Here is a 21,501-nt window from a genome sequence, read left to right as displayed (position 1 = left end):
GCTACTTTTTCTTTTTTATAGTCGAATGGAGAAACATGAAGAAAAAAATTTTAGTTAGTATTTTAATGGCAGGATCTCTAATTGGGATTGCTGCTCCTAGCGCCTTAATTTCAGCTAGTACTGAAGCAAATGTTGCAGGCGACAATTTAGAACAACAAAAACAAGAACTTATTAATTATCTAGAGGGATTAAAATTCAAATTCGGTGTTGGTGGTTTTAGAAATCGTGACATTCCTGAATTAACAGAAAAAATTAATTCAGCTAATAGCGTTCAAGAATTACAAAGTGTTAAAGAAACAATTGACACATTTTATGGATATTTAGTTAAATATTATAATGCGGAACAAGGATATGCCTTTGGTGATCCTTATTTATTTAAAGGGATTGATACATTGAACTCTACTCACTACAATGGTGGAGTATGAGGTAATCTTGATGATATGTATAGTCGAACAGCACTTAATAATTCATATACCGATATGGTTCGTTATTTTATCAAATTTTATTACCCAGACTCAACAGATCGTATTTGATGAGGAGCTGGTGAAAAACAATTTATTGATAAATTCAAACAATACAAAAAAGATGCTGATAATGCATTAAGAAACACACCTATGTGATCAAGATGGTGAGGTGATAAATCATATCAAAGTTTAATCACTCCAATTAAGAATGTTAATACACAAATGGATACACCAAGCATGGATCTAGACAATATAACATACACGCACATTGGTCCTATTACTGTTTTCTTTACAGCAATTGCAGCACCTCATGGTAACGTAGGTGGTGGAGGTGGTGATACAAACGCCAGCCCAGCAAGTAGAGATAGACTTATTAGAGGTGTTAAGGAATATAAAAAGTTATTCCAAAAAATACTTGACAATGTTAATAGTTTGGATGATTATCAAAATTCTGATTTTTACAAAAACTTGAACAATAATGATCAAAGAAACAGATTAGCAGATGTTATTGGTTACTATAAGTGGATGATAAATATGAACAAAAATATCACAACTTTAAGTACAGGTATACATAAGTTATTAGGATACACAAGTGGACAAGTTCCAAACCTTGTTTCTGATTTATTTGGTCTTGATAATTTAAGCCAATCAGAAAGACAAAGTAATCCAGAATTACCAACAATGTCAAAGGTTAGAGAAGTATATAACAAATTCCAAGTTACAGCTAATGATGCAAGAGTGAATTTTGACCGTGCAAGAAATCACACTCAACCAGAAGCTCTTGATACCGTTAGAGATTTAGTATCAAGTGATGTTTACTCTCAACTTGAAAGTGAAATTAATGCAAAAACAAACTTTACTGACATTACTGCAAACGCGGATAAAATTAAAGCATTTGCTACAAAAGTTAGTGAAATTAAACGTGAGTTAGATGCATACAACAGTAGAAAGCAAGACAAGAATTATTTAAAAGCTGACCCTGAATTAAAACAAGCTTATGATCAAGCTGTGAGCGCATTTGAAAATGCTTTCTTAGATCAAGAAGGTAAAGCTAAAGTTGCTCAAATTAACGAGGAACAATTAGCTCAATTAAAACAAGAAGTTCAAAGAGCTTATGATGCACTTAATGGAACAACTTTAGAAACCGAAGCTTTAGGAAAACTAGAAAACAACCCTGAAGATATTATTTCAACACAAGCTATTGAAACAATTAGAAATAACATTAATACAAATGATGCAAATCATGATGTTTTAACCAATGTTATTAATGATTATGACAATTACTTACAAAATGCTCAAAATGTTTTAGATAAGTTAAATGCAATTTCTACTGATCCGGAAGCTAGAAATCTAGAAAAATTAATACCAAATCCAGAACAAAGAGCTAAAGTTCAAAAAGCTTTACAAGATGCTAGAGCTATTACTAATGAAGGTAAAATTACAAGTGATAATTTTGCAACTGTTAATTCAGCTGCTGATGCATTAGAAGAAGCAAGCAGAATTATTGAAGATAACAGATGAAGAAGAAATGATGAAGAAGAAAAACTTTATCAACAACTTTTAGCTAAAAAGAATCTTGTACAAAGTATTATTGATACAGAAGATAAATCATCAATGGTTCCAAATAATTTAGAAGCCTTAAGAAAATTAAATAACGACTTTGATAATAAAGTTTATAAAGCTGATAAAGCAAAAATGCAAGAAATGCTAGAAGAATACAATAAAGCATTAGAAAAAGCTAAAGCAGAAGCTATTAAACCATTTAATGATAAACTTCAAGCAACTGAATTACCTGAAACTGTTAAAACTAAAGTTAATGAAGAATTTAACAAATTTACTTTTGAAGGTGCAAATAATTTACAAAATGAATTAAATAAAGCTAATGAATTAAATTCAACTTACAAAGCTGCTAAAGCATATAAAGAACAACTTGAAGCAAAATTAAATACAGCTGATTATAAATTAGCTTCAAGTAACTTACAAGAAGCTTATAAAGCTGAAATTGAAAAAGTTAACAATTTCATTAATAACTTTAATAATGACAGTACAGAAGAACAATTAAATACATTAAAACAATCAGCTGATGCAGCATTTAAAAATTTAGATGGTGATGTTAAAAATCAAGAAATCACTAATGCAATAAAAGGATTAAACTTAAGTCAATCAGTTAAAAGTGAATTAACTACAAAACAAAATGCATTAGAAAATAGAACTCAAGCTGATGAATTATTAGCTCAAATAGCAGAATTAAAATCATATCAAACTCAAATTAATGCCTTGGAGAATTTAACTCCAGAACAAAAGCAACAAGAAATAAGCAAACTAAGAACGCGTTCTCAAATTAGCACAGTTAAAGAAGCTTTTGAAGAAAGTAAACTTTTAGATAAATCCATGAAAACATTGCGCGATGTTTTACATGATTATGAATCAATAGATAAAAATTCTCCAGCATATAAATATGCTGATGAAGCTATAAAAAGTCAATTGTCTATAGAAGCATATGCTGCAGGAGTTATATTAGACACTCCTGGAGGCGTTCATTATAGAGCTTTTAATTCCGTGGCAGAGAATATAAAATACTTTATTTCTGAATTAAATGGAGAGACAAAACTTGTAACTTATAAGTCAGAAGCTAAAAGAGAACTTTTAAATAATAACAGTGGCGATAACGCTTTAAGTGAAAAACAAATAAATGATATTGATTCAATTTTAGAACCATTAAAATCTAAAGAAGAAGTTGATGCAATTAAAAATAAAGCAAAAGAACTTCAAGCAGCCTTAGCTGAAGCTAAAAAATATCAAAAAGAACAAAACTCAGCTAAAACAGGAAATAACTATATCCTATCTGAAAAAGATAAGAAAGACACTTTTGACAGCAAGCTTGATGAATTAACTAAAGCAATTACTGAAGTTCAAAATGCTCCAATTCCAAATGCTAATGCTATTGATGAATTGATTTCAAAACTTAAAACTGCTCAAGCAAACTTAAAACAAGCTGCTGATGCTTTAGATGGAGATTCTACATTAGATCAAAAGAAACAATCTGTACGTGATGCTATTGATAAGGCTCAGAATTTATCTCAAGAATATAAAGATGCATTAAAACAACAAGTTAATGATGCAACTTCAATTGAACAACTTAATAATATTGCAACTAAAGCTAATACATTAAACCAAAAAGCTGGTGAGCTTGCTGAATTAGAGCAAAAAATCAATGAAGCTATTGCAAATCCAATGCATCCAGCTTTAACATCTGGTACTGCTCAAAAACTACAAGAAGCCAAAGCTAAAGCAGAAGAATTATTGAAAAATGCTTTACTAAAAAACAATGTTGAAGAATCAACTTTAAATCAAGCTATTGAAGCAGCAACTGAAGCTAAAAACAGTTCAGATCGTGAATACATGATTTTAGATGCACTTAAAGCAACAGCTAAATCATTAATTAATAATTCAGAAAACTTATCTACTAGTCAAAAAGCAGCTTTAGTTGAAAAACTACAAAAAGCAACTTCATATCAAGATATTACTGCTGTACAAGATCAAGCTAATGAGTTAAACCAAGCTATGGGAGAATTACTTTCATCAGCACAAAAAGCAAAAGAAACTAAAAATACTAAGAATTACTCTCTTGCTGATCAAGAACCAAAAGCAAACTTTGATCAATTAACTACTCCAGAAGCTTTACAAGCCCTTGAAAAAGAAAATGTCACAACTTTAGATGTTAATGAAATTAAGTCTAAATCAGGTGCTTTAAAAGGAGCAATTGCTGCATTAAATGGTGATGCAAACTTAACAAAAGCTAAAGCTACTGAATTAAACAACTTATCTCAAGATCAAAAAGCAGCATTAACAAATGCATTAGAAAGTGCAAATAATCTTGATGAATTAAACAAGACTGCCCAAAATGCTAAAAAATTAGATACAGCAATTGAACAATTAAATCAACAAGCCAACAATGCAAATACTACTGCAAAAGGTGATAATTACTTAAAAGCTTCTCAAGATAAAAAACAAGCTTTTGACCAAGCTAAAAATGGTATTGATACTTTAGTAGCAGATTTAAAAGCAAAAACAGACTTTAATAATTTAGATGATAAATTAGCACAAGTAACTACAGCTGCAACTGCTTTAGAAACAGCTACAAACCAATTAGATGGATTAGCTAATATTACAGCAGATCGAGAAGCAATTAAGGCAAAAATCGATCAATTAGCAACATTAAGCCCTGCAGTAAAAGATATTTACAAAGCTCAAGTTGATAAGTTAAATGATAAACAAGCTATGGAACAAGTATTAAACATGGCAACTGAACTTAATACAGCTGCAAAAGAATTACTTGATCAAATTACACCAGTTAATACAATCTTAACAAGCAAGAAAGCTAACTACATCACACCAGCTAATAAAGCTCAATTAGATGAAGTAGTTGCTCAAATCAATGCTAAAATTCAAGACAACTTATTGACTAGTGATTCTACAGCTCAAGCATTAAATGAATTAAAAGCTCAATTACAAAATGCTTTAACTCCTGCACAACAAGATATTGCTCAAATGGAATCTGCTATAGCAGAAGCAATTAAACAAGTTCAAGCACTTTCAGAATTAAGTGAAGAACAAAAAACAGCTGCAATTAACAAAATTCAAGCTGCTACAACTCTTGCACAAGTTAATGCTAATGTAAATGATGCTAAAGACTTAAATAGCGCTATTGCTCAATTAAAACAAAGTATTAAACAAGCAAATGAATTAATGCCAAATGCTCAACAATACAAATATGCTACTCCAAATAAAGCTAATGATTTTGCTAGCGCATTAACACAAGCAAACAAAACACAAAATGATTTAAATAAATATTCAGCTGAACAAATTAAATCAATGACAGCTCAATTAAATAATGCTTTACAAGCTTTAGATGGAACAAACAACTTTAATCAAGTAGTTAATAATGTTAAAACAAATCTAAATTCATTAACTCCTGAAATTAAAGCACAATTAGTTGAACAATTAAATAGTGCTCAAAACTTTGCACAGCTACAAGAATTAAACACACAATTTACTTCTTTAAACACACAAGCAGGTAACTTAGTAACTATTAATAAACAAATTAAAGATGCATTTAATACAGATACAATGCAAAAGAATATTAGCCCAGAAGCTAAAGAAAAAGTTAAAGCAGCATTAAGTGATGCAAATAATGCTTTAGCTCAAGATCAAACATTAGTAAATATTTCAAACCAAAATGAAGTAGAAAAACTTATAAAAGAATTACAAGACGCACTTCAAGCTGCAAAAGACAGTATTAAAGAAAATTCACCATACTGATGATGAATTGCTGTCTTAGTTCTTTCAGTTATAACATTTATTTCTGGTCTTGGATTATATATTTCTAAGAAATAAGTAGCATAAGCTACTTTTTCTTTTATCTTTTTAGCTTGAAAGTTAAAAATTATTATTTTATAGGGCTAGAATTTTTGATTTTATCCTAAAAGATAAGTTAAAAGCTATATAATAATTTAAAGGAGATAAAATGTCAAATTTATTTAATAACTCAGAAGTAAAAAATCCACAAGGATTAGAACCAGTTGCTGACAATACACCTGTTACAGCAACAGCATCATTAGGTGGGAAAATAGTGATATATGCATCATTTATTCTTATTATTCCACTTGTTTGATACATTATACGTAGAAACAATTTCCTTAGAATGCAAAATGATATCAATGAAGCTGCATCAGGAATTGACACACAACTACAAAAACGTTCAGATACTTTAAACAAGATTGTAGCACAAGTAAAATCTTACAAGATCCACGAAGAAAAAGTATTTGAAGATGTTGCTAAATTACGTGCTTTAACTTTATCTGGAAACACAGCTGCAAATAGCCAAGAAATTGAAAGTTTAAATAACTCAATTTTTGGACGTTTAATGGCTGTGGGTGAAAACTACCCAGAACTTAAAGCTGATAGTTTATATAAAGAATTAATGGAAGAAACAGTTTATCTAGAAAGAGAAATTGCTGCAGCCAGAAGATTATATAACTCAAAAGCAAATGCATTTAATATGCAAATTATGACTTGACCAGACAATGTTGTTTCATCAAATATGAAATTAACAACAGTACCTCTATTCCAAGCTTCTGCAAAAGCTAGATTAGATGTAAATATGAATGATTTAGGATTATAGAAATATATGAAACGTGTAGCTGACTTTTTAAACTATACAGACTTTAAAAGTGAAGCTGATAACAAAGTATTCCCTACTATTAAAAAAATAGTAGATGATGCTTTTAAATTACCCCTTTATGATCAATATAAAAAGAATAAGAAGCTTTTTATAATTGTTGCATCAATTACATTAGCATTGTTTATTATTACATTAGCCATTATTATTCCTTCTGCTTTTAATGAAAGTGTTGCTGGATTAATTGTGGGTGTAATTATTGCTATTTTAAATCTTCCAGTCTTTATTTTTGCTTGTGTCTTTTTTGGAAAAGCTGTAAGCATAGCAAAAGATATCTCAAAAATTATTAAAGAAAAAACGTCAAAAGCTGACTTATATAAAGCTGCTATTGGTATTTTACAGCCTAACTGAAATTTTGAGGGACAAAATTATGATACCACTTCAGCAGGAATCAAATATTCATTTGATCCTCAAACACATGTATTTACAATGGCTGAATATAAAAACTGTATGCCTACATCTATTCCAAATGGATCAAGATTGGTGCAAGCAAAGCCTTGTCAAACTTTAATTATTGATGAAAAATACCCAACACACTTTTCAAATACCCATTGAATTCACGAAACAACTTATACAGATTCAAAAGGTAATGTACATCACAGCGAAACTCATTATTATGCTACATTATTAAAAATTGATGCCAGAGCATTAGATTCAAAACATTGAACATCATTCACATTTTTTGAATCATTTGCTGGTAGAATGAAAAAGATTAAATTAGAAAACCCAGAATTTAATAAGATTTTTAAATTAAGATGTAATGATGAATTAAAAGCTCGTATGATGTTTACCCCATTAGCAATGGAAAATTTAACTAAAATGTGAAATAATAATTATAAGTTAACTAATACAAAATCTATAAACCTAGAAGCTGATGATGATTTGATCTATATGTCATTTATTTCACCTGAAGGTTTTGGTTTAATTGATGTTCCTTTATATGCAACAAAGCCTGAAAAAATTACAAAAGCAATTTATAATGATATTTTAAAGGATATATTTTCACTTTACTTCTTACTTGAACTAGTTTATATTCCTAACTATTTATACTAAAAATATAGCTGTAAAAAGCTATATTTTTTAATTTATTTTACTCAAAATAAAATATAATTTCAAAAGATAACATAGAGGAGATATCGATGAAAAAAACAATTGATGACCTTAATTTAAAAGGTAAAAAAGTATTAGTTAGAGTTGACTTTAACGTACCAGTTAAAAATGGTGTTATTACATCAACAAAGAGAATCGTTTCAGCTTTACCAACAATTAATAAAATTATTGCTGAAGGTGGAAAAGTTATTTTATTCTCACACTTAGGAAGAATTAAATCAGCTGATGATTTAGCTTCTAAAACACTTAGACCAGTAGCTGTAGAACTTGCAAATGAATTACAACGTCCAGTTACATTTGTGCCTGAAACAAGAGGTGAATTATTAGAAAAAACAGTTGCAAACATGCAACCTGGTGATGTTGTTTTAGTTGAAAACACACGTTTTGAAGACTTAAATGACAAAGCTGAATCTAAGAACAACCCAGAACTTGGAGCTTACTGAGCTTCTTTAGGTGATGTATTTATTAATGACGCCTTTGGAACAGCCCATAGAGCACACGCTTCAAACGTTGGAATTTCTTCAAACATTAAAGAATCTGCACTTGGTTACTTAATGCAAAAAGAAGTTGAATCACTTAACAAAGTGATCACAAACCCAGAACACCCATATGTTGCAATTATTGGTGGAGCTAAAGTTTCAGATAAAATTCAAGTACTTGAAAACTTAGCAAAAATCGCTGATAAAATGATCATTGGTGGAGCTATGGCTTACACATTTATGGTTGCAAGAGGAGAAAGTGCTGGAACTTCATTAGTAGAAAATGACTATGTAGAACTAGCTAAAGAATTTTTAGCTAAATATGGTGACAAAGTTATTTTACCAGTTGACCATGCTTGTGCTAAAGAATTCAAAGATGTTGAACCTGAAATTCAAGAAGGATCAATCAAAGATGGTTACATGGGACTTGATCTTGGGCCTAAATCAATTGAGAACATTAAAAATGCATTAAAAGATGCTAAAACAGTTGTTTGAAATGGACCTATGGGAGTGGCAGAATTTGTTAACTACGAAAAAGGAACACTTGCTGTTTGTGAATCTATTGCACAACTTAAAGGTGCTTACTCAGTAGTTGGTGGTGGTGATTCTGTTGCTGCTGTTGAAAAATTAGGAATGGAAGATAAGTTTACACACGTGTCAACAGGTGGTGGAGCTTCACTTGAATTACTTCAAGGACTTAAATTACCTGGGGTTGAAGCAGTTCAAGACAAATAATTTTGGTAAGAAGCGTAAGCTTCTTATTTTTTTATTATTCAAAGTTTTTATTTACATATTTATAAGAAAACAATATAATTTTTTTAATTAATTTAAAAGGAGAAATAATGAAAAAAACTGTACTTATAGTTATTGATGGATTAGGACTTAGAGCTGAAAAACAAGGTAATGCCTTTGCTTTAGCTAACACTCCTACTTTTGATAATTTACTTGCAAATTACCCTAACTCAGTGCTTCAAGCTTCTGGTGAATATGTAGGGCTTCCAAAAGGACAAATGGGAAACTCAGAAGTTGGGCACTTAAACATTGGGGCTGGAACTGTTGTATATACAGGACTATCTTTAATTCAAAAAGCTTTAGATGATGGTACATTTGGCGAAAACAAAGCCTTTATTGAAGCTTTTGAAGCTGTTAAGAAAAATAATAAAACATTACACGTAATGGGACTTCTATCTCCTGGTGGAGTTCACTCACTTGAAAATCACTTATTTGAGTTGCTAAAATCAGCTCATGCTCATGGAGTTAAAAAAGTTGCAATTCACGCCTTTGGTGATGGTCGTGATGTTGCTCCAAGAAGCATTAAACCTTCATTTGAAAAATTAGATGCTTTATGCAAGGAATATGGTTACAATGTAGCTTCTATTTCTGGAAGATTTTACGCTATGGATAGAGACTCAATGTTTGATAGAGTTGAAAAAGCTTATGAAGCTATTTTAGGTAACTCAGATCACACATTTAATACACCACTTGAATATGTTGAAAACCAATATAGTCAAGATATTAGTGATGAATTCTTTGTCCCTGCAATTAATGCTAACTTAAGTAAAGAAGATTTTGTACAAGATGGAGACTCAATTATCTTCTTTAACTTTAGACCTGACAGAGCAAGACAACTAACTCACTTATTTATTGGATCACCATTATATGATGTCAAACCAGTTCGCCCAAGAAACATTGATAAATTTGTTTCAATGATGAAATATGAAGGAATTAATACAATTATTGCTTTTGATGAAATGCAAATAACAATGCCAATTGGTAGAGTACTTGAACTAGCTGGCTTAAAACAATTAAGAATTGCTGAAACTCAAAAATATGCTCACGTTACTTACTTTATGGATGGTGGTAATGATATTGAGTTTAAAAATTCAAAACGTATTATGGTTGATTCTCTTAAAGTTGAATCATATGCAGATGCACCTCAAATGTCTGCACAAGGAATTACTGATGAATTACTTGCTAACGCGCTTGATTTTGATGTAACTATTATGAATTATGCTAACCCTGATATGGTTGGTCACACCGGAAACTTACAAGCTGCTATTAAAGCTGTTGAATTCTTAGATGAGCAAATTGCTAGAGTAATTAAATGAGCTCAAGAAAACGATGTAACAATCTTTATTACAGCTGATCACGGAAATGCAGAAATCACTGAAGATGCAAATGGCAAACCAGCAACAAAACACACTTCAAGTCCTGTAATGCTTGTATGTAGTGATAAAAGTGTTAAATTAGCAGATGGTAAGCTTGCTAATGTAGCTCCAACTGTATTAGACTACATTCATGTAGCACAACCAAAAGAAATGGATGAACCATCTTTATTAGTTAAATAATATATATTTCGCCTATAAGGTACATTTTCTATAAATGCTTTTTGTGAATCTGTGAAAGATTTAAATGAATATTTAAGCCTAGATGTAGATATTCCCAATAATATTGAATGAATATCTTTTGTAGGTAAAAATAGTAAGCATTATATTGTTAAAATTTATACACCAGCTATAAAAAAATTAACGAAGCTACGCGCTAGGTAGTTTCGTTTTTTCTTTGCTTTATTAAAATTGAAATTAATGATTTAGATCATTTATCATTCGAACATATCATTTAAAAATCTTATTAAAAGTTCATTAATGCGCTTATTTATTTTACTTGCTTTCTAAGTTTAAAGTATTTAAAGCTCAGAAATCTGAAAAAAGGAAAAAATGTGGAAACTTCCACATGAAATCAAATTCTATAATGTACGTAAGAACATTAGTCTATAATTATTGTATATACATTTATTTTATGTACATAAATTAAAGAGGTGAAATGAAAAAAACATAAATCATTATTATTACTTTTTGGTGCATTAATTACAAATAGTATGGTAGTTGTGCCAATAGTATCAACTAATACAGCAAAATCGACTGTTAATGATGATAATATAATAAATATGAGTTTTGGTCCACAAAATATTTTTGAAATGAACAAAATTGATTATTTAAATTGAAGAAATATAGAAGATAATTTTATAGAAAATATAAATGAATCTGATTCGTGAAAATATATAGTTACAGCAGCTGACAAAATTACTCCAATTATAAATAATATGAGAACAGATAAAATTTATTTAAAAAAATTAGCAGATAAGTATAAAAATATATTCTATGCACTTGAAATTATGAAATTAGCCTCAGATGATAATTTACTAAAATTGAAAGGGTATAATGAATTAATTGAAGAATATGCAACTAAGTATGGGATGATATTTGTAAAGGCTTCAGGGAATGAAAATGATTTTAGAAAGATTCTTAATGATACAATCAATTACATAAGAAATATAAACTATGAAGAATTTAAACAAGAGATGCTATTGCTATACAACTACTTATGCAAGGACGATCGTTATTCAGGATATTTAGTTCATGACATTTTGAAAAATTTGGATAAAGAATGCTTACAGCAATATAACGAATTGAAATATGCATTAATTTATGCTCATCATAATAATCAAATAGTTTCTGACTTATTTAAAAATATAAAATCTAATATTTTCAATATGTTAAAAATGATCCATGATGAAAAAATAAAGACAGTAAATTTATCTCCAAATAAACTATCAAATATGATAGGTACAGGGTACAATTTCTTTACAATAAAACAAGATTGAGATCTTAAACATATTAAGCACATAGAAAGATTAGATTATAAACTTGCTTTTAAAACACCTTCACTGCATACTCTTATTGACTTTTTTGAAAAGTGAAGTGCTGAATCCGGCAATAGTGTAAAAATTAAAGCAGTTAAATCAATATCTGGTATATTGACGGAGTATCAAAGCAAACATAATAATAAGGATTTTGATAATTTTGCTGATATAGCTTCTACATTATATTTAAAATTTGGTGATGATAAAAGAACTCCTAGATATAAGGAAAGCACAGCATTTAATGCGCCTGTGGAAAATGTATACTATGGAGAATACGAAAAAGATGGCTTAGAATTAGAAGTGATGTTAATTATGAAACAATATGGTGCTATGCTTGAGGCATTAGAAAAGGAATATCTAAATTCATGATATGGCTCTTGAAAAGCGATTGGGTATCCTGATTTAGCGACATTAAAATCTGTTTTTAAGGAATATTATTTTAAATATATAGATGAAGTTGCTGAAGTCAAATATATTCTAAAAATAAACGAATAGAAAGGATTAATGTGAAAAAATATATAAAGTTAACATTATTTGGCCCAATATCCTTTTTACCATTTTGCTCACTTGTATCATGCCATCAAACAGAAAAAAGTGAATTGAATGATAATTTGAATAAAATTAAAGGTATTAAAGAATTAATTTGAGTAAATCCAAACAAAAGCTTTGATCTTGATGGGCTAAATAAAGCAGTATTAAAATTTATTCCAGCACAGGATCATGAAATTTACTATCCTTCAGAAACCTATTTAAAGTCGCTTAATTTAATTATTCAAACCATAAATAGAAATCCAAAGATATACAACAATGATGGAACAATAAATAAAACAGCTTGAGTAAATATTAATTTAGTGAATAATTACTTAAACTATATGAATAGTTCTGATTGCTATTTTATAAAAAAAGAAGAGAAAAAAAGTAAACCAGGAGATATGGTGCCAGCTGTTTATATAGCATATAAGAATATCACTATACCTTTATATAAGCAAATGGATTTATTAAATAAAGATATTGGATTTTTTGCTCCTATAGGAGAAAGCAAAAACATAAATTTTTTACAAAATATTTTACAAAGTAAAAATAAAATTAATTTAGCTGAATATAGCAATGAACACAAGAAGCTTGTGCAGGATAATAGAAAATATGGACTAGATTTGGTCTCTTCTCTTAGTCTTGTTCAATTAGAAGATAATCAAAAAACAGAAATGATACCTGCTTGAAATGTTGAAGAAGAGATTTTTAATAAGCTTTACCCAAATTATGAATTTAATATTTCAAGTTTTTTAGCACAAGCGTGAAATAACAAGCTAGAATTTAGTGCTAAAAGTAAGGACTCAGAGTTTAATGCCCCTTTATCATACTTAAATAAAGATAAACTTGTGCAAGCTATAAATGGTTATACAGTACAAGAATTGTCATACGCAAATAATAAACTATCTACATTATTGGAAGATAAGAAACTATCAAACAGCATGCATGAATCATTAGTTGCTTTAAAAAACAGTTTTTTATCTAAGTATGATTTAGCGTACTTAGATAACGATAAACTATATATCGACTATAAGCCAGAATTTGAAAAGAATAAATTAGAGGAATTAAATCCTAATGTACACTTTTATAAAATTTCTATTCCTGTAAATGTTCAACATAGCAAATTTAAGCCGGAATTATATATGGTTTATGGTATAACAAATAAGGTTTTTATTAACTATCAGCCAATAAAACATGTACCAGCAAGTCATGCATATACACATAGCTCTTTTGAAAGTTTTAAATTATATTATCAAAAAGTCTTTAGCGATCAATTTGATAGATATCAAACAAAACCAAGTAATGAGCAAGCTTACATTGATCAATTATATGATTCAATAAAAGGTGACCAACTAAGCATGGATATACAAAATACTATAGCGAATGAAACAGTTGAAACATTTGACTTCATTGTCCCACTAATCTTACAAGATAATGAACCTGAATTTGTTATAAATAAGGTTCCAAATGATTTTATTACAAGTCTAGTATATAGAACTTTTGATTACTTTAAACTTGATTCTCGTTTAAAATGACAGCCACATATGGCTATGACTGTAGATGACTTTGATAAACGCATTAATAAAACTTATTTAAATGAAAATCCTTATGACTTAGCTACATTGTATAATTTATCAATACCTGAAATTGCTGCTTTATTAAGCAAAAAATAATTGCAAAATGCTCTACTTTACAGTAGGGCATTTTTTAATTAAAATATTATAAAACTAAGGGATAATAAAACAGCCTAGGTATTAGCTAGACTGTTTGACAAGGAAAATTGTTAGTTACTTCAAGTCTTCTTAACATCGACTATTTTGAAATAAATCAACTAGTTTCTTCTTGTTCATCTGTTAATGAAGTTTCATCAATATCAAAGTATGAGTTCAATTCTTTTGTTTGAGCATATTTAACTTCCTCAGCAGCATGTAATAATGCATTAGAGTCAGCTTCTAAAGTATTTTTGATCATTGTATTATTTTCTTCTTGTTCAAGCATAACTTCTTCAGTATCTTCAATTTCAGGTTGCAAGTCTGTAATTGAATCAATCTTAGAAGCTGGTTTTTCTTCTTGCACATCAGCTGTAGTTGCATCTACACCTGAGGCAATAATAGAAACTTTGAAAATTTGTTTGTTATCTTCAGTTTCAACGATTTCTTGACCAATTTTGCAATCATTGATAAAGCCACCTTGACCTGAAAGAATTTCATGTATTGCAGAAACTGCATTTCTAATTTCTTTATTTGTCACTAATTTGTCATGTTGAATGTTGATTAAAAGCTTAGATGCATGTTTGATATCATATTCGTATAAGTTTGTTTCAAAAGCTTTTTTGACAGCTTTTTCAGCACGATTTTCACCAGTAGCTTGTCCAATACCAACAATAGTTAGTCCTGAATCTTTTAGTGTGTGCTTAATGTCAGCAAAATCAATATTGATTGTGCCAACACGATTTAAAACATCATGAATTGCCATAATAATATTTTTTAAGGTTACGTTTGATAATTTAAGTGAGTCAGCAAATGGAACGTCTGGATTTTCATCTGATAATTTTTCGTTTGAAAGGACAATATATGAATCAACAGTTTGTTTAAGCTGTTCAATACCATTTTGTGCAACAAGCATACGATTAACACCTTCGTAAATAAATGGAGTTGTAACCAGACCAATAGTTAATGCTCCACTTTCTTTAGCGATTTGTGCAATTTTTGGACTGGCACCTGTACCGGTTCCACCTCCAAAACCTGCAGTAATGATTACTACATCAGCGTCTTTTAAGGCTTCTTTGACTTCTGTTGTAGATTCATCAACTGCTTTGGCTCCTAGTTTAGGATCAGACCCTGCACCAAAACCACGATTTTCTTTACCTAAAGCAACCTTATGTGTACATTTACTTTTTTCAAGTGATTGAAGATCTGTATTGGCAACAATAAAATCTACATTTGGTAAATTTTCATCAAACATCATGTTAACTGCATTGTTTCCTGCACCACCTACCCCTATGACCTTTAGGGAAATGGCTGTTTTGTATGATGCTGCATTGTTATCTAATTCGTTATTCATTTTGTCTCCTATCTTAAGTTAAATCTACTAAATAATTTGCTTAAAAGATTTGTTTTAGCTTTAGGGTGTGTGTAATCAATTTTGCTTAACACAGTGTTGTTTTGTATTGTTTCAGCCTTATTTTCATTAGTTACTAAGACAACTTGTTCTAAAATTGAGTCATCTAAAGTAAATAATCTAAAGTTGTTATCATTATTAAGACTTTGAATAGTCATGTTATGTTCATTAAAACGAGAGAAGAACATTTCTTCAATATCCTTAACCATTCATGCAAGTTGACCAGTAAATGCAATGTGGCTTAGTTGTGTTATAAGAGGATTTTTGAAACTTATCATAGTGTATTTTAATAATTCATTAAGTAAGGAGTTTTTGAACGCACTATATTGCTTTGAAATTCCATTAAGAGTTGGAACTAATGAAGGTTCTTCCTCTAGATCGTTTTCATTTATGAACTGATTTTTTACTTGATATTTAATAATTTGAAGATTATTAAATTCATTATCATTATCAAGCATGTTGTAACCAAAAGGCATTTTTTTATAAGTTAAAATTGCCCCATTTTTAACTACAAAGAAAGTAATATAGTCAGCTTGTAAATCCACCACTAGGCTTGAGGTAGGAATATTTTTCATACTTGCTGCTAAGATTTGACTTTGTAAAAAGTAGTTTGTTTTGCAATTTAAGATGTTAGCTGAAAAAATTGCTTTAAAATCATTGAGTGAAGACAAAGGTAAATTTGTTTTGAAAACTGATAAGTATTGGGTAATTGTTTCAGCTATACGATTTTTTGGAATATCTTTATATTCCTTAATGATTTCATTTTTTTGCATAGTGTAATTGATTGGAAAATCATTTAAGAAATCCTCAATTACATGAGCTTTTATTAATGTGTCATTTTTTTGAGTAAATAATTCTGAAAGAATTTTTGAATCATAACTTGTGTTTTGACAATTTAATTTATTAACCATGATTTTTTGCTCTAAATTTGGGAATAAATTATCATCAAAAACATAGTTTAATGTCACATTGTCTTTTTTGACAACTTCTTTTACTTGAGTTAGAACTTGTTCATGTCAAGTTAAAAGATCGCTAGGGTGTGAGTAAGAAATTTGATTTTGAGCAGCTAATTTAACATTTAAGTAGTTATCATTGTAATTATTTACAAAAGCAAAAGAACATTCATTGGTACGAATGTGAAAGTTTATAAAATACTTTTTCATAACTACTCCTTTATTAAGCATACTTTGCTAAATTAATTTCTTTATTACACGTAATTTTGCGCTACGAGAGCGATTATTTTCTTCAATTTCTTGTTTTGAAGGTTTGACCTGTTTAACTAGGAATTTTTTCTCTTCCATAACAGGCATTTTGCTTGGCAAGTCACTTTTGGTTAATTCTTTGATAAAGTCTTTAACCATTTTATCTTCAAGTGAGTGAAAAGTAATGATACTTAATGTTCCATCCTTATTTAATAATTCAGTTGCATCAAGTAATAACTGTTGAAGCGAATCAAGTTCATTATTAACTTCAATTCTGATTGCTTGAAAGATTGCTTTAGCAGGATTTTTTTGTCTTAATAAAGCTGCAGGATAGGCAGATTTGACAACATCAACTAACTGCATGGTGGTTGAAATTGGCCGAGCATTCACGATGGCTTTCGCAACTTTTTTGTTCAGTTTTACATCAGCGTATTTTCATAAAATGTCAGCCAATTTCTCTTCAGAGTATGAATTTACAACATCATAAGCACTTAGCTCTTGTTGCTGATTCATCCGCATATCTAATTTAGCATCTTTGTTATAACTAAATCCCCGCTCAGCTTGATCTATTTGAGGTGATGAAATTCCTAAATCAGCAATAATACCATCTACCTTATATATACCTAGTTGGTGCAATTTATCTTTAATATCTTTAAAATCGCTTTTAACTAGAATAAAGTTTGAAGCAATTGCACTTAATCTATTTTGAGATTGTGCTAAAGCATAATCATCTTTATCAAATGCAATTAATTTTCCATTTGGTATTTTAGCTAGAATGGCTGAAGAGTGACCTCCCATGCCAACTGTTAAATCGACATAGATACCATCAGGTTTGATGTTTAGTGAATCAACAGTTTCTTCTAGCATAACTGAGTAATGTAATTTATTTTGAGACATCTTGTGACAAGAATTGTGCTAATTCTGCCATATCCTCCACTGTATATTGATTTTGAATTTCATCATATTTTTCTTTAGCTCAGAGTTCAACAATTGAACCAACTCCGATAAAGAGCACTTCTTTTTGGATAGTTAATTTTTCAATTATTGGTTTAGGTAAAGGTATTCTGTTTTGGTTATCAAGTACCACTTCGAAAGTGTTTCCAAAAATATATCTAGCTAATGTTCTGGTTTTGACATCAAATCTAGATTTGTTTTCAATCATCGCAATGTATGATTGAAAACCTTCTTGAGAACGAATTTCAGCATTACCATCAAATCCGATGGTAATGTAAAGTTTGCTTCCGAGTTCATCTCTAAAAACAGGTGGTAATACTACTCTGTTTTTATCATCGATATTTCGTGTTTGTGATCCGTACATTTTTACCACTTCCTCCCACTATCCACCATAATTCTACCATTTATTAATACCACAAAACAAAAAAAATAAATTTTTTCTTTTATTTTTATTAATTACATCTTATAAGCACCTTGATTTAATAACATTTTTATATTTTTATAAAAGTTTAATATACAAAAATCTAGATTATTCTTTTATTTGCCCATTATATTTTTGATAAGTTATGAAGAATATTTTTATTCTTCATAATAGAATGTTTGGTTGTGATATGTAGTAAAATACTTTTATCAAAAATTAAGAAAAAAATACTCAAGATAATTTCTTGAGTTTAAAAAAATGTATTAATAAAATATTATTTGAATATATAACTTTATTTACTAAATCTTTTAGAAATATAAAATTAAAATAAAATCTAACTTTTGTCTAAATTCAAGATTTTATGATCAATTTTATGATTTTTAATTTCAACTTCATAATTAGTAGTTATAGAATATATTCTCCATCTATTATATTAATATAGATAGACAAGGACACATAATAATAGAGGAGAAAGAATGATTTTAAAGAAGTTACCAAAAACCAGTTATGATAATTATATCAGCGGTTGAGAAGCATTAAATCTTAATTTTAATCGATCAAGTAATGGTGCTGATTGACATAGTAGTGAATTTTTCTATGATAATAAAATCAGTTATCTAAAAACATATGAGAAAAATCCAATTTTAAAAAATCTTGGAATATCAAAACAAACAATTACTTGAGATAATAATAAAGTTGAAATTTATGTGGCTAATTACGGTCGGGCAATTTATGATTTAATTCACTTACAAAGCGAAAGATTATTTAATATCCATTGAATTAATGACTTTTGTTTAAATCAAATCAATTTAAATAATCTCAAGCGTTATTTATTAAAATGCCATTGCGATAAGTGTAACTGATATTTAGATCATTTTAATGAATTACAAAACTTTAAAAACATTTAATATAGAGGAGAAGATATGACTAATATAGAAAAAACAATTAATGATTATAATGATGAATATTTTGACTTTGAGGTGTTACCTGAATATATTTGTGTAACCTTTTTTCAAGATAAAACTAACCAAAGAACCATTTTTGAATTTTCAATTGATGATATTAATTTAGACCAAAAATTGTTCCAGTTTAAAAATTGAATACAAAATACAAGTGAGAACAATATTTTCATCGGATGAAATGTTTTCTATGATAAAACAATTTTATATCACATTTTAGAATTTGCTAAAAATCGTCGTAGTAATAATAAATTAATCATTAACGATGCTAATTTTATAAGAAAAAATAATCAACCATTTTTTGACCAAATCTTTAATATATCCAAAAGTATTGTTAATGATACTTATCAAGGGTACCCAAGGTTTGATAAAAACTTTATTTTTTACGATGCTTCAAAATACAGATTACCAGTATCCCTAAAAGTTGCTGCTGGTGAAATGGGACTTAATATTGAAGAAAGTAGTGTTCCCTGAGATAAGAAAAACTTAACTAACGTCGAAAAAAACGAACTTTTAAAATATAACATCAACGACGTGGATGTTTTATATCGGATTAATCAAAAATATTATGAAGCATTTAATATTAGAAAAGAATTAGTTAATGAGTTTAGTAGTAATTATCTACCAGCGGTAGAATATAAAAATAACTACTTCTTTAATAAAATCTTTGACTTACAAGGTAATAAAAAACCTGAAGTTGATGAGCAAGATGATCAAGAGTTTAATAACGGATTAAAAGGTGAGTATAATTTTTATGAAAGTGTCAAAGATAATGAAAAATACGTTCAAGCCATTGAATACTTTTATAAAGATAAACCTAATTTAAGCCCAGAATTAAAAGAATTATATGATTTATTCTTTATCAAAAAAATTAACATCCCTCTTGATCCTGCTAAATTCAAAGACCCACGGAGTGTTTTAAAACCCAAAAAAGGAATCACATTTAAATATTTAAATATGGATGTAACTTTTGCTTTAGGAGATATTTATGAATAACTAGTTGAGTGTCCCCGGGATTTGTCATAATAGCGCTGTTTTTAATATGGTTATATGAAAAAATTGCTACTAGCACAATAGCAAGATTAGCAATAACACAAAGAGATGATAAAACTAACGTTGCAATTCCTAATTTTCTTGACTTCATAATAATTATCTCCTTTCTTAATATAATCATATCATAAAATTAATAAAAAAGCAGTATTTATACTACTTTTAGATACTAAAATGAATACGACTTTCAGCAATAAAATTATCAATAATATTTAATGTTAAAAAGTCAATGTTTTTATTTTCTCCATTAGCAATTGGTAAAAAAATTTTATCAAAATCCCCTTCTTCTCAGAAATGAGGTGTTTCTCACATACCTTGTTCTTTTAATTCTTGAACCATTGCTGGTGAGTAATTTTCTTTATTGTAAGATGATTTAAATGAAAACCCTGTAGTAAAATTATTTAATTCATCTTGGCTAACTCCGTATTCTTTATTTTTTAATAGTTCAACATATAATTTAGCCATGTTTTGAATTTTAGCAACATCAACATGACCACCAGGTTGAAAGTTTTTAATCATGGTGTATAAAGGTTTGGTTATGTTATCACCAATATATTTTCTAAATTCAAACTTAGATTTAAATTCTGGTATAGTATTTTCTTTAATTTCTGGATTTACTTTTTTATCAGTTTCTCCTTTATCATTTGGATTTTTATCATCCTTGTTTTCATTTACGCAAGACATTGCTACTAATGGTAAAATACTTGTTGTAGCAATGCTTCCTAAAGTAATAAATAATTTATTAATTCTTTTCATAATTTTCTCCTATATATGAATATTATATTACATTTTAAAATAAACAAATAATGGTTGACAGAAACTCTACAATATACAGCTATGTATATTGTAGAGTTTCTGTAGTATAATCTATATCAAACTATTTAATACTTGAAATATATTTCTTATTTGATTATAAAATCATAAAATAAGAAATATATTCCAAAATTTTAGAAGTGTATAAATCGATTTAATTTTAAATTAATAAAACTGCATCAGCAGTAATTTCATATGAATGATCTAACTATTTAATTTAAAAACAATATAAAAATAGTAAAGTTATTATATCCAAAAATATGATTATAATATATTGCACTAGGATTATAAAATAATTAATAAGAAGTGTATTTAATAAAACATCAATAATTATTTCAATCATTCTGAACTAGTGCAAGAACAAAATAATATGAAAATGAATTTTTGTTTAAACTAGTAGTCAAAGTTTAAACAAAAATTTTAATATTAAAATTAAGACATGTAAAATTGCAAA

14 protein-coding genes are annotated in these 21,501 nt (G+C 28.6%); 9 read left to right on the top strand and 5 right to left on the bottom strand.

The features are described 5' to 3' along the window. Positions 1-35: 35 nt before the first annotated feature. From ACM0L0_RS01955 to ACM0L0_RS01925, 7 genes are all read left to right on the top strand, one after another. The gene (locus ACM0L0_RS01955) at positions 36-5,861 is read left to right on the top strand and encodes a hypothetical protein (protein ID WP_416738301.1); all 5,826 of its coding nucleotides are present in this window, start codon (positions 36-38) and stop codon (positions 5,859-5,861) included. Positions 5,862-5,991: 130 nt separating this feature from the next. Beyond that, positions 5,992-6,648, top strand: coding sequence for a LemA family protein (locus ACM0L0_RS01950; protein ID WP_416738300.1), 657 nt, complete (start codon positions 5,992-5,994; stop codon positions 6,646-6,648). 6 nt (positions 6,649-6,654) lie between these two features. After that, a complete protein-coding gene (locus tag ACM0L0_RS01945; RefSeq protein WP_416738299.1) occupies positions 6,655-7,758 on the top strand; it encodes a DUF3137 domain-containing protein in 1,104 nt (367 codons plus the stop codon). 86 nt (positions 7,759-7,844) lie between these two features. After that, entirely contained in the window at positions 7,845-9,029 is a 1,185-nt protein-coding gene (locus ACM0L0_RS01940) for a phosphoglycerate kinase (RefSeq protein WP_416738298.1), read from the top strand. A gap of 107 nt (positions 9,030-9,136) precedes the next feature. Further along, entirely contained in the window at positions 9,137-10,642 is a 1,506-nt protein-coding gene (gene gpmI, locus ACM0L0_RS01935) for a 2,3-bisphosphoglycerate-independent phosphoglycerate mutase (protein WP_416738297.1), read from the top strand. Positions 10,643-11,112: 470 nt separating this feature from the next. Further along, positions 11,113-12,492, top strand: coding sequence for a hypothetical protein (locus tag ACM0L0_RS01930; RefSeq protein WP_416738296.1), 1,380 nt, complete (start codon positions 11,113-11,115; stop codon positions 12,490-12,492). Between the two features lie 11 nt (positions 12,493-12,503). Further along, a complete protein-coding gene (locus ACM0L0_RS01925; protein WP_416738295.1) occupies positions 12,504-14,201 on the top strand; it encodes a hypothetical protein in 1,698 nt (565 codons plus the stop codon). A gap of 139 nt (positions 14,202-14,340) precedes the next feature. On the opposite strand, the gene ACM0L0_RS01920 is transcribed toward ACM0L0_RS01925, so the two are convergent. The 4 genes from ACM0L0_RS01920 to ACM0L0_RS01905 are packed head-to-tail and all read right to left on the bottom strand — an operon-like array spanning position 14,341 to position 18,168. Further along, positions 14,341-15,591, bottom strand: coding sequence for a cell division protein FtsZ (locus tag ACM0L0_RS01920; protein ID WP_416738294.1), 1,251 nt, complete (start codon positions 15,589-15,591; stop codon positions 14,341-14,343). A gap of 8 nt (positions 15,592-15,599) precedes the next feature. Beyond that, complete coding sequence (locus ACM0L0_RS01915; RefSeq protein WP_416738293.1) at positions 15,600-16,811, bottom strand: MAG3720 family protein; 1,212 nt, start codon at positions 16,809-16,811, stop codon at positions 15,600-15,602. A 27-nt stretch (positions 16,812-16,838) separates the two neighbouring features. Next, the gene (gene rsmH / locus ACM0L0_RS01910) at positions 16,839-17,747 is read right to left on the bottom strand and encodes a 16S rRNA (cytosine(1402)-N(4))-methyltransferase RsmH (RefSeq protein ID WP_416738292.1); all 909 of its coding nucleotides are present in this window, start codon (positions 17,745-17,747) and stop codon (positions 16,839-16,841) included. Then, the gene (locus tag ACM0L0_RS01905; RefSeq protein WP_416738291.1) at positions 17,734-18,168 is read right to left on the bottom strand and encodes a division/cell wall cluster transcriptional repressor MraZ; all 435 of its coding nucleotides are present in this window, start codon (positions 18,166-18,168) and stop codon (positions 17,734-17,736) included. Before ACM0L0_RS01905 ends, rsmH begins: the two co-directional genes overlap by 14 nt. Positions 18,169-18,701: 533 nt before the next feature. Here ACM0L0_RS01905 and ACM0L0_RS01900 point away from each other — a divergent pair. Together ACM0L0_RS01900 and ACM0L0_RS01895 are read left to right on the top strand one after the other, a co-directional pair. Then, complete coding sequence (locus ACM0L0_RS01900) at positions 18,702-19,133, top strand: hypothetical protein (RefSeq protein WP_416738290.1); 432 nt, start codon at positions 18,702-18,704, stop codon at positions 19,131-19,133. Between the two features lie 15 nt (positions 19,134-19,148). Then, positions 19,149-20,180, top strand: a complete 1,032-nt coding sequence (locus ACM0L0_RS01895; RefSeq protein WP_416738289.1) for a hypothetical protein — start codon at positions 19,149-19,151, stop codon at positions 20,178-20,180. A 216-nt stretch (positions 20,181-20,396) separates the two neighbouring features. Here the strand turns inward: ACM0L0_RS01895 and ACM0L0_RS01890 are convergent, their stop codons facing one another. After that, positions 20,397-20,990, bottom strand: a complete 594-nt coding sequence (locus tag ACM0L0_RS01890) for a variable surface lipoprotein (protein ID WP_416738288.1) — start codon at positions 20,988-20,990, stop codon at positions 20,397-20,399. Positions 20,991-21,501: the final 511 nt, after the last annotated feature.

Source organism: Mycoplasma razini, assembly GCF_048076865.1.
Taxonomy (GTDB): Bacteria; Bacillota_I; Bacilli_A; order Mycoplasmatales; family Metamycoplasmataceae; genus Mycoplasmopsis.
The sequence above is the reverse complement of the archived record's forward strand: the minus strand, read 5'-3'. Positions and strand labels throughout refer to the sequence as shown.